The 12,626-nt window shown below is 71.3% G+C and carries 8 protein-coding genes; 5 read left to right on the top strand and 3 right to left on the bottom strand.

From position 1 onward, the window contains the following. The first annotated feature begins 23 nt into the window (after positions 1–23). Together AB0C12_RS01145 and AB0C12_RS01140 are read left to right on the top strand one after the other, a co-directional pair. Positions 24–566: a SigE family RNA polymerase sigma factor gene (locus tag AB0C12_RS01145; protein ID WP_360542806.1), complete on the top strand. Its 543-nt coding sequence runs from the start codon at positions 24–26 to the stop codon at positions 564–566. Then, entirely contained in the window at positions 553–1,368 is an 816-nt protein-coding gene (locus tag AB0C12_RS01140; RefSeq protein WP_360542804.1) for a hypothetical protein, read from the top strand. Before AB0C12_RS01145 ends, AB0C12_RS01140 begins: the two co-directional genes overlap by 14 nt. Here AB0C12_RS01140 and AB0C12_RS01135 read toward each other — a convergent pair. Together AB0C12_RS01135 and AB0C12_RS01130 are read right to left on the bottom strand one after the other, a co-directional pair. Next, positions 1,352–2,929, bottom strand: a complete 1,578-nt coding sequence (locus AB0C12_RS01135; protein WP_360542802.1) for a diguanylate cyclase — start codon at positions 2,927–2,929, stop codon at positions 1,352–1,354. The two genes, AB0C12_RS01140 and AB0C12_RS01135, sit on opposite strands and share 17 nt — an antisense overlap. 204 nt (positions 2,930–3,133) lie before the next feature. After that, positions 3,134–4,510: a cellulase family glycosylhydrolase gene (locus tag AB0C12_RS01130; RefSeq protein ID WP_360542801.1), complete on the bottom strand. Its 1,377-nt coding sequence runs from the start codon at positions 4,508–4,510 to the stop codon at positions 3,134–3,136. A gap of 233 nt (positions 4,511–4,743) precedes the next feature. Here AB0C12_RS01130 and AB0C12_RS01125 point away from each other — a divergent pair, with 233 nt between their 5' ends. Genes AB0C12_RS01125 through AB0C12_RS01115 form a run of 3 tightly spaced genes read left to right on the top strand, consistent with a single transcriptional unit; the run spans position 4,744 to position 11,519 of the window. After that, positions 4,744–7,428: a cellulose binding domain-containing protein gene (locus AB0C12_RS01125; protein ID WP_360542799.1), complete on the top strand. Its 2,685-nt coding sequence runs from the start codon at positions 4,744–4,746 to the stop codon at positions 7,426–7,428. Positions 7,429–7,459: 31 nt separating this feature from the next. Next, positions 7,460–10,387 (top strand): glycoside hydrolase family 48 protein, encoded by a 2,928-nt coding sequence (locus AB0C12_RS01120; protein ID WP_360542797.1) that lies wholly within the window; start codon positions 7,460–7,462, stop codon positions 10,385–10,387. 10 nt (positions 10,388–10,397) lie between these two features. Continuing rightward, a complete protein-coding gene (locus AB0C12_RS01115) occupies positions 10,398–11,519 on the top strand; it encodes a lytic polysaccharide monooxygenase (protein ID WP_360542796.1) in 1,122 nt (373 codons plus the stop codon). Between the two features lie 46 nt (positions 11,520–11,565). Here AB0C12_RS01115 and AB0C12_RS01110 read toward each other — a convergent pair whose 3' ends face one another. Then, positions 11,566–12,567: a LacI family DNA-binding transcriptional regulator gene (locus AB0C12_RS01110; RefSeq protein WP_360544898.1), complete on the bottom strand. Its 1,002-nt coding sequence runs from the start codon at positions 12,565–12,567 to the stop codon at positions 11,566–11,568. Between the last annotated feature and the right edge of the window lie 59 nt (positions 12,568–12,626).

Below are 12,626 nucleotides of genomic sequence, written 5' to 3'. Positions count from 1 at the left end.
GCAGCCGGCCTCCACCCGTACCGATGACCGGAGAGGAACGTGTGACGGACCTGGACGACGAGCGTGCCTTCCGGCGCTTCTTCGAGCAGCACCACGCGGACCTCTCACGGCTGGCGTACCTCGTGACGGGGGAGTCCGGCGTGGCCGACGACCTGGCCGCGGACGCTTTTGTCGAGGTGTGGCGGCACTGGGAGCGGGTCCAGGCGGCGGACAGCCCGATCGCGTACGCCCGGGGCATCCTGGCCAATCTGGCCCGGCAGTGGATCAAGCGGCAGAGCCGGGAGCGGCTCGGGCTGCTCGGGCTGGGCCTGCTGCGCCGGGACCGGGCGGAGCCGGACACCCCGGCCGTGCTCGACGTGCGGGCGGCCCTGCGGCACCTGCCGCTGCGCCGGCGCGAGTGTGTCGTCCTGCGGTACGCGTTCGACGTGCCGGAGCGCGAGGTCGCCGAGATCCTGGGTATCTCGGTCGGCGCGGTCAAGAGCCTGACGTCGCGGGGAGCGGCCCAGCTCAGCCAGTACCTGAAGGATCTGCCAGTGACGACGGGAGGACTGAGTGCGTCAGCATGACGAGCGTGACCTCCGCACGGCGCTGCGCGAGGAGGCCGACCGGCACCGGCCGGACCGGCAGGCGATGCTGGACCGGGTGGCCCAGGGCCGGGCGGCGTACGCCCGCCGCCCGATCGACCGGCTGTTCGCCCTGGTCCGGCCGGCCGCGGCCGCGCTGGCGGTGGCGGTGGTGCTGGTGCTGGCCGTCGCGGGAGTCCGGCTCAGCAATCGGGAGCCGGACCTGGACGACACCCCGGTGGCGGGTCCCTCGGCCGTACCGGCCACGACCCCGGCACCGGCCACCACGAACGCGCCCAGGCCGACCAGCCCGGCCCCGACCGCCACGGATCCCAAGCCACCTCGGACCACCACCGGCACGCCGTCGTCCCCGTCGGTGACCACGCCGTCCAGCTCCGCGCCGCAGACCGACCGCGACGGTTACCTGAGTTCGACCGGCAAGATCGACCCGAACACCAGCGACGGCTGGACGCAGGACAGCGTGGTGCTCAAGTCGACCCGCAAGATCACTTCCCTGGACGTCACCGTGGAGGTCGCGCTGACCCCGGGGGTCGTCGAGACCGGCCGGTGGAGCACGGTGTCCGACGACCTGCTGGCCATCAGCAGCAGCCGGACCAGCAAGATGCTGGTCTTCCGCTTCACGCTGCGGCCGGGCAAGACTCTCGCACCGGGCGAGTACACGTTCGCCGCGCAGTTCAACCACACCGTGGGCAAGCACTCACCCGCCGAGGACAGCTACGAGGCCAGGATCACCGGCGACGGCAAGGACGCGAAGGTCAGCGGCACCTTCATGCCGCAGCAGTGACCGCGTCGTCGAAGACCCGGTCGCGGCCGGCGCGTTTCGCCGCGTAGAGGTTGCGGTCGGCGGCGGCCAGTGCCGCCGCCGGAGTCGCTCCGGCGCCGGTCACGGTGGTGACGCCGATGCTGCAGGTCACCGGCAGGCCGCCGGTGAGCGCGGCCCAGTCCTCGCCGGCCACCGCCGACCGGATCCGCTCGCAGGTCTGCCGGGCCCGCGCGGCGCCGGTCCCCGGCAGCAGAACGACGAACTCCTCGCCGCCGAGCCGGGCGATCATCGAGTCCGGCGGTGCGGCCGCGGTCAGCACCCCGGCCAGGCGCCGCAGCACCAGGTCCCCGGTCGCGTGCGACCGCGTGTCGTTGACCCGTTTGAAGTGGTCCAGGTCGACCAGCGCGACCGACACCGGCGTGCCGTCGGCGGCGGTGGCCAGCGCCGCGGGCAGTTCCTCGTCGGCGTGGCGCCGGTTGTGCAGGCCGGTCAGAGCATCGCGGTGGGCCAGCTCGCGGAAGGTGTCCGTGGCCCGGCGCGCCTCCTCGGCCTGGTAGACCGCCTGCAGGGCCCGGGACCGGGCGTCCTGCTGGGCCGAGGTGAGCACCCGGGTCTCGACGTGGAAGCGGCGGTACTCCTCGAACGCCTCCTGATAGCGGCCGGTGGCGGCGTGCAGCAGCGCTTGTTGTTCCCGGCCCTGGGCCTGCAGCCCGGCCAGGTCGTGCTCGGCGCACAACCGGAACAGCCGGTCGAGCAGCGTCTGGGCGCGTTCGGCCGCCCCCAGCTCCCGGTACGCCTCGGCCGCGGTGAGCAGGGCCTCCTCGAGCGCGCTGCCCTCGTCGATGCGGTGCCGGGTCGCGTCGTCGGCCAGCAACGGGGCGAGGATCTGTTCCACCTCGCGGTGCCGCCCGCCCAGCATCGCCACCCGGGCCAGGGTGTCCAGGCAGGTGGCGCTCAGCGGGATCCCGGCACTCTCGGCGGTCGCCCGCATCCGGCGCACGAGCTCCTCGGCGGCCGGCAGGTCACCGCGCTCGTACGCGGTGTAGGCCATGTTGTTGAGCAGGTGCAGGGCCAGCTCGCTGTCGTGGTGGGCGGTGGCCAGCCCGAGCGCCTCGGTGAACGCCCGCAGCGCCTCCTGCGGTGAGCCGGTCTCGTCCAGCAGCACGGCCAGGCACATCAGGTGCCGGCTGCGGATGGCCGGCGGCACGTCAACGGCGGTGTGCGACATGCACTGCACGGCGTGGGCCAGCGCGGTGGCGTTGTCGCCCAGTTGCCGGAAGAAGATCGACAGCGCCCGGTGGCTGCGGGCCAGCAGACAGTCGTCGCCCAGCTCCACGGCTTCCGGGTGGATCCGGTGGATCAGTCGCCCGCCCTCGACGGTCTCGCCCTCGCGGAGCATGACCACGGCCCGGGCCAGGCGGGCCCGCAGCACCAGGTCCGGGCGGCCGGACCCGGCGGCGTCGCGTTCGATGCGCTCGGCCACGGCCGCGTCGTCGTGGCCGGAGGCGGTGCGGCCGATCTCCAACCTCAGCAGGTCATCGGCCAGGCGGCCGGCGTCGACCGGCGCGTGTGTCGTGGTCACGATGCTCCCGGGGCTGGATGGCTCCCCAGACTGGCGGTCCGGGGGTGCAGCACGGGTGCACGGCGGTGGCGATCGGGGAGCGGCCCGGCCCGGGGGTGACGGACCGGGCCGCTGTGGGAACCCCGGTTGGCACGGGGCGTCAGGCGGCCGCGCAGGCGGCGATGGTGACAGGTGCGGTACGGGGAACGGCGGTGCCGGCCGGGGTCAGGCAGCCGCGCAGGTCACGGCCGGCGCGGTGTTGGTGCCGGTCGAGCTCGCGGTGAAGCCCCAGGTGGTGCTGGCGCCGGCCGCCAGCGAGCCGTTGTACGGCGCGTTGCGGGCGGTCACCGCGTCACCGGAGCTGGTGACCGTGGCGTTCCAGGTGTTGGTGAAGCGCTGGCCGCTGGGCCAGGTCCACGTCACGGTCCACGCGGTGATCGCCGCGTTGCCGGCCTTGACGGTGACCGCCCCCTGGAAGCCGCCGCCCCACTGGCCGCCGACCGTGTAGGTGGCCGTGCAGGCCTTGCCCGCGGGCGGCGGGGTCGACGGGCCGGGCGTCGGCGAGACAGTCGGTGAGACCGGCGGCGTGGTCGGCGTGGTGGGCTGCACGCCACCGAAGACCGACGCCTCCCGGGAGGTCGCCTTGATGCCGTTGGCGCCGTTGAACAGACGCTGGCCCCACGAGGTCAGGGCCGCGGCGTTGAAGTCGGTGACCAGGTCGAGGTACTCCACGCCGCCGCCGTTGCCGCTCCACGACCAGCCCAGATAGCCGATGCCGCGGGCCTGGGCGGTGGCCAGGACGGTGTCCTCGTCGGGGTCGCCGTCGGAGTGGTTGTGGCCGAACTCGCCGACCACGACGGGCAGCCCGGCGGTGACGAACCGGCCCAGGTAGTCGTTGATCTCGGCGGCGGTGTCGAACACGCCGTACATGTGGATCGAGAAGATGGTGTTGCGCTGCGGGTCGGTGGCGAACACCGAGGCCGCGTTGTCGCGCATGGTGAAGGACCAGTCCTGGCCCCAGTTCGGGGCGTCCACCATGATCGAGTGCTCGAAGCCGGCGGCGCGCAGCCGGGTGATCGCGTTCTTGGTGTCCGCGACCCAGCCCGCGGCGTTGGTGTTGCCGTACGGCTCGTTGCCGATGTTGAGGATGACGTAGCGCTCCTGGCCGGCGAGCGCGCTCTTGACGCTGATCCAGTAGTCGACGGCCTGGGCGAGGGTCGCCGCGCCGGCCTGCTCGCCGTACCCGGTGGTGTCGTGGGCTTCCAGCACGCAGATCAGGCGGTTGGCCTTGCACTGGCTGATCACGGCGGAGACGTTGGCAGCGTTGTCAGGACCCCAGCGTTGCCCGCTGCCGAGCACGATCCGGACCGTGTTGGCGCCGAGCGCCTTGATGTCGGCCAGGGCCTGTGGCGTGCGGTCCTGGTACCAGGTGTGGGCGTGGTTGACGCCGCGCATGACGAAGGCGTTGCCGTTCGCGTCCAGGATGCGGCCGCCGCTCACGGTGAAGCCCGCCGCCGCCTGCGCGGGCTGGGCCGCCACGGTGACCAGGCCGGTCGCCGCGACCAGGAAGGCGGCCAGGCCGCCGAGGAGTCTGCGTCTCATGTGGTCCTCCATCGATGTCGGATGCGCTCCCACGATCGATTGACCGACATCTTCCTACCTACTCGGTTCAGTCCTTGTCAACACGGCGGTAACCGCGGCGTGACGGGTGGGTCATTTGTTTCCGGCTCTTGACAACGAAATGTCAACGGCCCACATTCATGGGAGCGCTCCCATGTTCATGACCGTCGATGGCGCATCCGCGGCGTCGCAGCCGTGCCCGGAGAGGAACCCCTTTGCGACGACCAAGATTCACCACGGTGGCCGTTGCCGCGCTGCTCATCGGCGCGACGACCTTCGTCGCCACCGCGGCCGACCGTCCCCGGCCGGCCGGCGCGGCCGCCGCCGTCGACGCGTACAACTGGAAGAACGTCCGGATCGACGGCGGCGGCTTCGTGCCGGGCCTGATCTTCAACCGGACCGAGAAGAATTTGATCTATGCGCGCACCGACATCGGCGGCGCGTACCGGTGGAACCAGGCCGGGCAGAACTGGGTGCCGCTCCTGGACTGGGTGGGCCAGGAGAACTGGGGCTACAACGGCGTCACGAGCATCGCGACGGACCCGGTCGATCCCGACCGGGTCTACGCGGCGGTCGGCATGTACACCAACAGCTGGGATCCCAACAACGGCGCGATCCTGCGCTCGGCCGACCGCGGCGCGACCTGGCAGGTCACCACGCTGCCGTTCAAGAACGGCGGCAACATGCCCGGCCGCGGCATGGGCGAGCGGCTGGCGATCGACCCGCACGACCACAGCCACGTGTTCTACGCCGCCGAGGGCGGTAACGGCCTCTGGCGCAGCACCGACTACGGCGCGACCTGGGCGAAGGTCACCGCGTTCCCGAACGCCGGCAACTACGTGCAGGATCCGGCCGACACCAACGGCTACCTGAGCCAGAACCAGGGCCTGACCTGGGTCACCTTCGACGACGTCAGCCGTGATGTCTACGTCGGCGTGGCCGACAAGGCCAACCCGGTCTACCGCTCCACCGACGGCGGCAGCACCTGGGCGCGGGTCCCCGGCCAGCCCACCGGCTACCTGCCGCACAAGGGCGTCCTGGACTCGGTCAACCACTACCTCTACGTGGCCACCAGCGACACCGGCGGCCCGTACGACGGCGGTAAGGGACAGGTCTCGCGGCTCAACACGGTGACGGGGGAGTGGACCGACGTCAGCCCGGTCAAGCTCAGCGCCGGCGCCGACCTCTACTTCGGCTACTCCGGCCTGACCGTGGACCGGCAGCGGCCCGGCACGCTGATGGTCGCCACCCAGATCTCCTGGTGGCCGGACGCGATCTTCTTCCGCAGCACCGACAGCGGCGCCACCTGGACCCGGATCTGGGACTTCACCAGCTATCCGAGCCAGTCCAAGCGCTACACCATGGACATCTCGGCGAACCCGTGGCTGGACTTCAACACCAACCCGCAGCCGCCCGAGGCCACGCCCAAGCTCGGCTGGATGAACGAGTCGGTCGAGATCGACCCGCTGGACTCCAACCGGCTGCTCTACGGCACCGGCGCCACCGTCTACGGCACCACCCAGCTGACCAACTGGGACAAGAACACGACGTTCACCATCAAGCCGATGGCCAAGGGTCTCGAGGAGACCGCGGTGCTCGACCTGGCCAGCCCGCCGTCCGGGGCGCCCCTGGTCAGCGCGCTGGGTGACATCGGCGGGTTCCACCACGCCGACCTGGACACCGTCCCGGCGAGCTTCCACGACACCCCGAGCCTGGGCAGCAACACCAGCCTGGACTTCGCCGAGCTGAGCCCGGCCTTCTTCGTCCGGGTCGGCAACGCCGACGCGGCACCGCACATCGGTGTCTCCACCGACGGCGGCAAGAACTGGTACAACGGCCAGGAACCGGCGGGCGTCACCGGCGGTGGCAAGGTGGCCGTGGGGGCCGACGCCAACGCCGTGGTCTGGGCCCCGGCCGGCGTGGGCGTGCACTACTCGACCACCCGGGGCAGCTCCTGGACGGCCTCCACCGGCATCCCGGCCGGCGCCGAGATCGTCAGCGACCGGGTCAACCCGAAGACCTTCTACGGGTACGCGGCCGGCAAGGTCTACGTCAGCAAGGACGGCGGTGCCACCTTCACCGCCTCGGCGGCGACCGTGCCCACGACCGGGAACGTCAAGCTGCACACCGTCGCCGGCCGTACCGGGGATGTCTGGCTGGCCGGCGAGACCGGGCTGCTGCACTCCACCGATGCCGGTGCGACGTTCACGGCGGTCTCCGGCGTCAGCAAGGCGATCAACGTCTCCACCGGCAAGGCCGCGCCGGGGGCCGCGTACCCCGCGGTCTTCACGATCGGCACGGTCGGCGGCGTGGCCGGGGTCTTCCGCTCCGACAACGGCGGCGCCGGCTGGGTGCGGATCAACGACGACGCCCACCAGTACGGCAACGCGGGCGAGGCGCTGGCCGGTGACCCCCGGGTGTACGGCCGCGTCTACCTCGGCACCAACGGCCGCGGCATCCTCTACGCCGACCGCACCGGCACGACCACGCCGCCGCCGGTGACCCCGTCCGCCTCGGCCTCGGCCACCCCGCCGCCGGTCACTCCGTCCGCCTCGTCCTCGGCCTCGGCCACCCCGCCACCGCCGACGACGACCGGTTGCACCGCGACCTACCAGATCACCGGGTCCTGGGGCGGTGGCTTCCAGGGTGAGGTGACCGTCCGCAACACCGGCACAGCCCCCACGAAGACCTGGTCCGTCGGCTGGACCTTCGGCAACGGCCAGGTCGTCTCGCAGGTCTGGGGCGGAACCGGTGGTCAGACCGGCACGGCCGTGACCGTGCGCGACGCCGGCTGGAACGGCGTGCTGGCCGCGAACGCGACCACCACGTTCGGCTTCCTCGCCTCCACCACCGGCACCAACCCCCTTCCGTCGCCGATCACCTGTGCGGCCACGTCATGACCCGCCCCACCACCCCCAGGAAGGACCCGCGATGAGATCCCCCCTGTCCACCCGATCGCGTTATCGACGCGGTCTCGCGGCCTCGGCTGCGGCGTTACTCGCCGCCGGCCTGGTCGTTGCCGGCTCGTCGCCCGCGCAAGCGGCCGCCGGCTGCACGGTCGTCTACCGTGTGCAGAGCCAATGGAGCGGCGGCTTCACCGGTGACATCGCCATCACCAACTCCGGTGACCCGTTGAGCAGCTGGAAGCTGGAGTACGACTTCCCGGACGCGGCGCAGAAGGTCACCCAGGGCTGGAGCGCCACGTACGCGCAGAGCGGTCAGCACGTCACCGTCTCCAACGCGGCGTGGAACGGCACCCTCGGCACCGGCGCCACGGTCAGCACGGGCTTCAACGGCACCTTCGGTTCGGCCAACCCGGTCCCGACGGCGTTCACCCTCAACGGCACGGCCTGCAACCAGACCGCCGCCGTACCGACGGTGTCGATCAGCAGCCCGGCGGCCAACACCCGGTTCAGTGCGCCCGCCTCGATCCCGATCGCGGCTACCGCCACGGCCACGAGCGGCCGGACCATCAGCAAGGTCGAGTTCTACCACGACGGCCTGCTGCTGGGCACCGACACCGCGGCGCCGTACGCCTACACCTGGGAGAGCGTCCCGGCCCAGACCGCGGCGTACCGCCTGCAGGCCATCGCGTACGACTCGACGAACGCCAAGAGCGCGACCGCCGACGTACCGGTGTTCGTCGACGCGGCCACCAACCCGGCGGTCGTCACCGACCCCACCTCGCTGACCGTCGCTCCGGGCGAGTCGGCGACCTTCAAGGTGGCGCTGTCCAAGGCGCCGACCGCGAGCACCACCGTGGCGATCGCCCGCACCGCCGGGGCCACCACGGTCTCGGCGTCGCCCGCGTCGCTGACCTTCACCACCGCGAACTGGAACACGGCGCAGACGGTCACGGTCTCCGCGACCGACGCGGCGGCCCTCAACTCGACGGCCACCTTCAGCGCCACGGCCACCGGGCACACCGCGGCCAGCGTGACCGCGACAGTGCTGGCCAAGGGCAGCGCCGACGCCCGGTTCACCCAGCTCTACAGCGACATCAAGAACCCGGCCAACGGCTACTTCAGCCCCGACGGCGTGCCTTACCACTCGATCGAGACGCTGATCGACGAGGCACCCGACCACGGCCACGAGACGACCTCCGAGGCGTTCAGCTACTGGCTGTGGCTGGAGGCCGAGCACGGCCAGGTCACCGGGGACTGGGCGCCGTTCAACGCGGCGTGGACGACGATGGAGAAGTACATCATCCCGTCGCACGCCGACCAGCCCACCAACGACAAGTACGACCCGAGCAAGCCGGCGACCTACGCGGCGGAGTACCCGCTGCCGTCGCAGTACCCGTCGCAGCTGGACACGAGCGTGTCGGTGGGCACCGACCCGCTGGCCAACGAGCTGAAGAGCGCGTACGGCACCTCGGACATCTACGGCATGCACTGGCTGATGGACGTCGACAACGTCTACGGCTTCGGCCACTGCGGTGACGGCACCAGCAAGAACGTGTTCATCAACACGTTCCAGCGCGGCCCGCAGGAGTCGACCTTCGAGACCGTGCCGCAGCCGTCCTGCGACACGTTCAAGCACGGCGGCCCCAACGGCTACCTCGACCTGTTCACCAAGGACGCGTCGTACGCCAAGCAGTGGAAGTACACCAACGCCCCCGACGCCGACTCGCGGGCTGTGCAGGCCGCCTACTGGGCGCTGACCTGGGCGACCGCGCAGGGCAAGCAGTCGCAGCTGTCCGCCGCGGTGGCCAACGCCGCCAAGATGGGCGACTACCTGCGCTACTCCTTCTACGACAAGTACTTCAAGAACCCGGGCTGCACCTCGACGTCCTGCGCGGCGGGCTCCGGCAAGAGCAGCTCGAACAACCTGATGTCCTGGTACTACGCCTGGGGCGGGGCCACCGACACGCAGGCCGGCTGGGCCTGGCGGATCGGCTCCAGCACCAGTCACTTCGGCTACCAGAACCCGATGGCGGCGTACGTGCTGTCCAACGTCGCGGCGATGGCCCCGAAGTCGCCCACGGCCAAGGCCGACTGGCAGGCCAGCCTCAACCGGCAGCTGGAGTTCTACCAGTGGCTGCAGTCGTCGGAGGGCGCGATCGCCGGCGGCGCGACCAACAGCTGGCAGGGTGCCTACAAGGCCCCGCCGGCCGGCACGCCGACGTTCTACGGCCTGTCCTACGTCGAGGCCCCGGTGTACGAGGACCCGCCGTCCAACCGCTGGTTCGGTATGCAGACCTGGTCGCTGGAGCGGCTGGCCGAGTACTACTACCTGACCGGTGACACCAAGGCCAAGACGGTGCTCGACAAGTGGGTGCCGTGGGCGCTGGGTGAGAGCACCATCAGCGCGACCGAATTCTCCATCCCGTCGGACATGGAGTGGACCGGCGCGCCGGCCACCTGGAACGCGTCGAGCCCGGCCGCCAACACCAACCTGCACGTGGAGGTCACCAGCCACGGTCAGGACCTCGGTGTGGCCGGCTCGTTCGCCAAGCTGCTGACGTACTACGCCGCCAAGTCCGGCAACACCGCGGCGAAGACGGCGGCGAAGAACCTGCTCGACGCCATCTGGACGAAGAAGGACTCGAAGGGCGTTTCGGTCACCGAGACCCGCGCCGACTACAACCGGATGGACGACCGCTACGACGCGGCCACCGGCCAGGGCATCTACATCCCGCCGGGCTGGAGCGGCAAGATGCCCAACGGTGACGAGATCAAGCCGGGTGTGTCCTTCCTGGACATCCGTTCCTTCTACAAGAACGACCCGGACTACCCGAAGGTCGACGCCTACCTCAAGGGCGGCGCGGCCCCGACCTTCAACTACCACCGATTCTGGGCCCAGGTCGACGTGGCCACCGGCTACGCGGACTACGCCCGCCTCTTCCCGAACGGCTGAGAGGACCGAGATGAAGAGAAGATTCCTGTACGCGGCCGCGGTGCTGCTCGCCACCGGCGTGGGCGTGACCGTGGTGCAGACCCAGGCGCAGGCCCACGGGGCCATGATGGTCCCCGGCAGCCGTACCTACTTCTGCTGGAAGGACGGCCTGTCCGGCAGCAACGGCGGCATCGAGCCGAAGAACCCGGCCTGCGCCGCCGCGGTGGCCCAGGGCGGCACCACCCCGCTCTACAACTGGTTCGCCGTGCTGCGCTCGGACGGGGGCGGCCGGATGGCCGGCTTCATCCCGGACGGCCAGCTGTGCAGCGGCGGCACCGGGGGCCCGTACAACTTCACCGCCTACAACGCGGCCCGCACCGACTGGCCGGAGACCCACCTCACGGCGGGCGCCAGCATGCGGTTCGACTACAACAACTGGGCCAAGCACCCGGGCACGTTCTCGCTGTACGTCACCAAGGACAGCTGGAGCCCGACCCGTCCGCTGGCCTGGAGCGACCTCGAGTCGCAGCCGTTCTCGCAGGTGGTCAACCCGGAGTCGATCGGTGGCCCGGGCACCAACGACGGCCGGTACTCGTGGACCGGGCGCCTGCCCTCGGGCAAGAGCGGCAAGCACATCATCTACTCGGTGTGGTCGCGTTCGGACAGCCAGGAGACCTTCTACGGCTGCTCGGACGTGAACTTCGACGGCGGTAACGGTCAGGTGACCGGCATCGGCGGCGGAACCTCCACGCCGCCGCCGGACCCGACGACCCCGCCGCCCGGCCCGACGACCCCGGCACCGGACCCGACGACCCCGCCGCCCGGTCCGACGACCCCGGCGCCGGGCACGGACAGCGGTTGCTCCGCGATGTACAACGTCACGGGATCGTGGGGCGGTGGCTTCCAGGGTGAGGTCATGGTCCACGCCGGCACCACGCCGGTGAGCAAGTGGAAGGTGTCGTGGACGTTCCCCGGCGGGCAGACGGTCAGCCAGCTGTGGAGCGGTAAGTACACCGGAAGCGGATCCCTGGCCACGGTGTCGAACGAGTCGTGGAACGGCTCGATCGCGGCCAACAGCCATACCAGTTTCGGATTCACCGGCACGGGATCGACACCCACCACGGTGCAGAATCTGAGCTGCACCACCGCGTGAGACGACGGGGGCCCGGGGCGCGAGCGCGCTCCGGGCCTCTGCGCGTCTACCGGCGGCCCCGGCGCTTCGGCGGGGCGGCGGTGCTGGCCCGTACGACCAGCTCCGGGGTGACGACGACGTGGGCCGGGGACTCGGGACCGGCCATGTGCTCCAGCAGCAGGGCCAGGCTGAGCCGGCCCAGCTCGGCGAAGTCCTGGCGCACCGTGGTCAGCGGGGGCAGGAAGTATCCCGAGTCCGGCATGTCGTCGAAGCCGACGACGCTGACCTCCTCGGGCACCTTGCGGCCGGCCTCGTGCAGGGCGCGCAGCACGCCCAGGGCGATCCGGTCGTTGGCGCAGAAGATCGCCGTGACCGCCGGGTCCCGGGCCAATGCCTGGCCCTGCACGTAACCGGTCTCGGCGTTCCAGGACTGCGGCAGGATCGGCGGCACCTCGGCGCCGGCCGCGGTCAGGGTGTCGCGCCAGCCGGCGATGCGCTCCTGCGCCTCCGGCCAGTCGCCCGGGCCGGCGACGTGGTGCACCGTGCGGTGGCCCAGATCGAGCAGGTGCCGGGTGGCGAGCTGGGCGCCGCCGGCGTTGTCCACGCGTACGGTCGGGACCCCGTCGGCGCCACCGGCCCCGCCGACCGCCACACAGGACAGGCCGGCCGGGGCCTGCGTCAGGGCGTCGGTGACCGCGTGCTTGGGGGCGATGGCGATGATGCCGTCCACCGCGTGCTGGCGCAGCCGGTCGACGGCCTCCAGCACCGGCCGGCGTTCCAGGTTGCGGAAGGTGGCGATGCTGACCAGGTAACCGGCGGTGCGGGCGGCGTCCTCGATGCCGTACAGCATGGAGGCCGGGCCGAACAGGGTGGTCTCGAAGCCGATGATGCCCAGGGTGTGCGACTGCCGGGTGACCAGCGTACGGGCGGCGAGGTTGCGGCGGTAGTCCAGCGACTCCATCGCCTCGAGGACCCGGGCGCGGGTCTCCTGCCGGACGTTCGGGTGCTCGTTGAGGACCCGCGACACCGTCTGGTGAGAGACGCCCGCGAGCTTGGCGACGTCACGCATGACCGCCGCCGGCTTCTTCGATGGCACGCAGTTCCCCTTGTCGCTCCCGCACCGGTGTC

This window comes from Actinoplanes sp. NPDC048967 (genome assembly GCF_040649415.1).
GTDB lineage: Bacteria > Actinomycetota > Actinomycetes > Mycobacteriales > Micromonosporaceae > Actinoplanes.
This window is presented reverse-complemented; position numbering and strand designations above follow the sequence as displayed.

Bases quoted from the DNA above. Each gene is read 5' to 3' on its own strand.
- AB0C12_RS01145 (WP_360542806.1), top strand. From the start codon at position 24: ATGACCGGAGAGGAACGTGTGACGGACCTGGACGACGAGCGTGCCTTC.
- AB0C12_RS01130 (WP_360542801.1), bottom strand. From the start codon at position 4,510: ATGAGACGCAGACTCCTCGGCGGCCTGGCCGCCTTCCTGGTCGCGGCG.
- AB0C12_RS01120 (WP_360542797.1), top strand. From the start codon at position 7,460: ATGAGATCCCCCCTGTCCACCCGATCGCGTTATCGACGCGGTCTCGCG.
- AB0C12_RS01115 (WP_360542796.1), top strand. From the start codon at position 10,398: ATGAAGAGAAGATTCCTGTACGCGGCCGCGGTGCTGCTCGCCACCGGC.
- AB0C12_RS01110 (WP_360544898.1), bottom strand. From the start codon at position 12,567: ATGCGTGACGTCGCCAAGCTCGCGGGCGTCTCTCACCAGACGGTGTCG.